The organism is Massilia sp. CCM 8734 (genome assembly GCF_011682155.1).
Lineage (GTDB): Bacteria > Pseudomonadota > Gammaproteobacteria > Burkholderiales > Burkholderiaceae_D > Telluria_A > Telluria_A rubra.
In genome coordinates this window covers 1-4,296 of the sequence record NZ_WHJI01000099.1, presented here as the reverse complement: position 1 = coordinate 4,296, position 4,296 = coordinate 1, and the positions used below count along the sequence as shown (strand labels likewise).

General features: G+C 64.2%; 1 pseudogene. It reads right to left on the bottom strand.

From position 1 onward, the window contains the following. Positions 1-4,296, bottom strand: a pseudogene (locus F2P46_RS35460) (hypothetical protein); the annotation flags it as partial.

Genomic DNA, 4,296 nt, shown 5'->3' with positions numbered 1-4,296 from the left:
CCGTCCTTGTCGTAGACCAAGACCTTGATCTGATTGTTATTGAGCAGGTCCGAGATCAGTTCGACGGAGGTGTAGCCTGGCGAGGCCCATTCCTCCTCCCGACCGCGGTCGTCGGCGCGGCCGTTGACGCTATAACTGTTGGTGATGGCAGAGAATGCGACGCGCGCGGCGTTGCCCGAGATATGCTCGACAAAGTCAGCGTAAACCGCCGGCGGCACCCAGGATGAGCCCAGCAGCGCGGTGACGTTCTCCGCCCCCCACGGTTCCGGCTGCACTTCCTGCAGGGCGATGATGTTGGCGGTCAGGTGCGCGGCCCGTGCGGCATTGAGCTTGCGCTTGACATGCCCGGTCAGGTAGTCGTTGCGCGATACCCATTCGTCCGTTTCCGGGTCCTTGAACAGCAGCGGCTTGTCGGCGGCCGCCAGGTCGGCCTCGATCTCGGTGGCGTTCTTCGCCATAAGCGAGGCAATGCGCTCGATGTCGACCCGGCCCGATTCGGCCATGTTGATGGCCACGGCGTCCGCCATCGTGTCGGCCGACGTCGGCGCCTCGTAGGGAACGATCACGCGCTTGAACAGGATCGGCGCCGGCTCGGCGGTCGACGGCCGCACCTTTTCACGGATGCGGGCGGCGCGCGCTGCGGAAATGGCGGGACGATAGCCGAATTCGAGCGCCTGCACCAGTGCGCCGTCGGGCATGTTCGACACCAGCGACGAGTTCGCCGGCTCGGAAATGAATCCGTGCGCCTTCACGAAGCCATCGTAGGCGGCTTTCAGCGCGCTGCGGTTTGCCTCGATCGCGGCCACTGGGGCGTTTTCTGCCTCCATCGACAGCTGTTCCTTGAGCAGGTCGCGCAGGTTCACCAGTTGCTTGAGGCGGTCGAATTTCGTTTGTCCCAGCAGCATCCCGGCCGGGATGTCCGCTTCCGACGCAAATACCTTGCGGTCGTAAATATTGAGCTTGGTTTGTTTGCCGTCCTTGATCAGCTTGGCCGGCTTGCCGTCGGCGCCCAGCTGGGCCTCGACCACATACCACTGGCCGGCGCTGTCCAGGTACAGGGCGTCGGACCATGGGGACGCCGGCGAGAGCGTGCGGCGCGACAGCTCGTATCCACCTTCCGGCGTTTCGCGCTCGATCACCTGCACAAGCGCGCCGGCTTCCAGCTTGATCGAGCCGTTTTCGTGGCCGGCCAAGGCGATGCGCAGGGCATCGCTCATGTCCTTGTGGCGAGCGATTGCGGCGTCCACGCCGCTTTGGGTCTGGACCATGACATCCTGGGGGAGGCGCGCTATCGCGTCGGCCAGGCGCTCGGCCAGGCTGTCCGGATCATCGAGGCGCACGGTGATGTCCTTGCCGAAGGCCATGGACCCGGAGCGCTCCAGTACGCCCATGATCATCTGCGGATTGCTGGCAAAATAGGTATTGACCGGCATCGCGTCGCCGCCAAGCGGATCGGCTACCGATGTGGTGCGGACCCAGTCGGGAACTTGCGCGGCCAGCGCCTGGCGAGCAAACTCGGCGTCCGGATTGCGGTCCGCTTTCTTCGCCGCTGCCTCGAACACCTGTTCCATGTTCGCTTCTTCTTCGGCGGACAAGCGCTGCAGGAAAACGATGTCCGTCACCACCGAAGTGCGCGCGTTTTCCTTGAATACCGTGTCCGGCAGGCGGATCGCCCCAAGCAGCTTCGCTTTTTTAGCCAGCATCGTGCGCGAGGACGAGTCGATCTTGTCGAGCAGGTAGCGCGACACGACCTGGACCTGCAGGCCGCCCGGCTTGACCGCGTCCAGGGCGGCAAGGAAGAACTGGTTGTGGATCGAATGACCGTTGATTTCCGGCTTGAACTGGAAGCGCAGGGATTGGTCGCCGAACGGCGGATTGCCGATCGACAGGTCAAACGAGCCGTCGGTGAGCGGCACGCTCTGGAAGCCGCTGTTGAGGACTGTTTCGGCCGGGTACAGCAGTGTCGCAATACGGGCGGTCAGGTTGTCGTACTCAACGCCGACAAATTTGGTTTGCCTGGCAACGTCGGCCGGCATGAGGCCGAGGAAGTTGCCAGCGCCCATGGACGACTCAAGCGCCAGGCCTCCCTTGAAGCCGAACCGGCACGCGGCCGCCCACATGCTGTCAACGACCGTCTTGGACGTGTAGTGCGAATCGAGGGTCGAGCGGCGCGCGAGCGCGTATTCTTTCGGCGTCAGCAGCTCGGCCAGCTCGGGGCCGCGCTTCTTCCATGCATCCTTGAACTCGCCCGATTCGGGCGCCGGGAACGCGTTGGCCAAGCCGCCCCAGCCCACATAGCGGGCGAGAATGCCCTGTTCCCGCGGCGTGGCGCGGCGGTTCTCGGCCTCGATTGCGCGCATGGTGCGGATCGCTGCCAGGTTGTCGTTGAATTTCTGGACTTCGCCGCCCTGGCCGAGACGCACGTCTTCGGTGATGCGGAAATTGACAGCGGGAATGTTCGGCGGCGCCGGCGCCGGCGCGACGTTTACCGGGGCGCTGGTTCCTGCATCCTGCTTTGATACTCGCGTTCCAGCTCGGCCAGCTCGAGCGCTTCCCAGTCGTCCGTCGGTGCCGGCTCCGGCGTCAGCAGGATATACAGGCTCAGGGCTTGTTCTTCCGCCTCGTGCTGCTGGAAGCCCTGCGTTTTCAGCTCCGCGATCAATCGGTGCGCCTGGATCGCGGCCGTCTGCGTGGCCTCGCTCCATTCGCCCAGCAGTTTCAGCTGTTCCATTTTCTGCGGAAGCCACAGTTCCCAGTGCTTGCGCGCCTTCGCGGCTAGTGTCGCTATGTCCATTTTTTGCTTTCTTGCTTGGGGTTGTCGTTAGTGTATCGGATTTCGGGCCAAGCGTAGCGGGCTTGACGCTGTTTGCCGGGCGCTCGGCCAGCTCGTGCGCCGTCAGGCCCGTGGGCATCCACATATTGTCGCCGCCGCCAAAAGAATCGCCAGGCTTCGTTACGCGCGCTATAACGCCGCTCGTTAACTGCTGGGACTGGGGACTGTCGGCCGACATGCGCGCGTGCTCGGGCGCGGTACCAGCGGGCGCGTCGAGGTCGGCTTTTTCCACCGGCGCCGCTTGCGCGCGCACCTCCATCTTGGCCTCATCGCCCCCGGAAGCGGGCACCATGGGATCCATTTGCGAGGTCGGCTCCGGCGTCGCCATAGGCGAAATTGCCCGCTCGGCGATCGCCTTTTCAATTTTCTTGGCACGCGGGCCGCCAGCGAACACTTTTTGCGCCTGCAGCAGCTGGTCATCGGTCATGTCCCGGGTCGTCATCCGGTTCAGCTCCTGCTTGCCCAACGGCGGCGCGGCCTTGCGTTCCTCCGGAGTATTGCCGTAGGTTTTTGGAAAATTCTTGCGCCACAGTTCTTCACCGGAAGCGATCCCGTCGACCTGGTCGGGCGTGGCGCCCAGCAGCTTGGCTTCCGCCTGCATGTCTTCCACGGCGCGGATGCCGCGGCGCGGCGCGCTTTCTGCGAATGGGCGCCTGGTCTTGCCGGATGCAAGCCAGTTCTTGAAGGCGGCCGTGTCCGTTTCGGTGATATGGCGGCCGCCTTTCCAGCCAGGGGCATAATTGGCGTCGTATCCGTCGCGCGCGTCATCCAGGGAGTCGAACCCGAACATGACCTTGTGCTCGTCGAACTTGCCCGATTCGGGATGGACTTGGTCCACGACGAACACCTTGTCGCTGTCGGGATTCGGCCCGATGAAGGCGTCGACGTGATCCTTGTCGGCGCCTACGGTGCTGCGGATATAGCCGTAGTGGTGCGCCATTCTGGTTTGCCACGCCTGGCCTTGGCCGTCCACGCCCGAGCGGATCGAGCCGGCCGGGTTCTCGATCGAGACGTCCAGGCCATGCAGCTTGACGCGGCCAAGCTTGTAGTTGCCAGCTTCCTTTTGCCCTTCGGTCGGCTGGGCCAGCGCGTTAAGCGGCGACGTCGCCGATTCATGGGCGGCGACGTCGAGCGCGGATTCGGCCACAGCCGGCGGCTCGTCGGCAACTCGTGCCTGCGCGTTCTCTACTGCTTCTTGCAATACAGCGGGCGTCGCCGCGACGGGTGCCGCTTCGCGCGCGAGGCGGGCCATTACTTTCTGATAGTAGGCTTTTTGTGCGGTGCTCAGCTTGAAAACTTTACTTGAGCCAGGTTTGTGCAGCATCGCGCCGTTGGGCGTTTTCAGGCGCATGCCTGCGGCGATCGCGTCGTCCACGGCACGCGTGTTCGGCGCGGCCGGCACCGGCACGGGCGCTACGCGCTCCGGAACGGCGTCGACCAGCTCGTTTGGCAGACTGGGAACT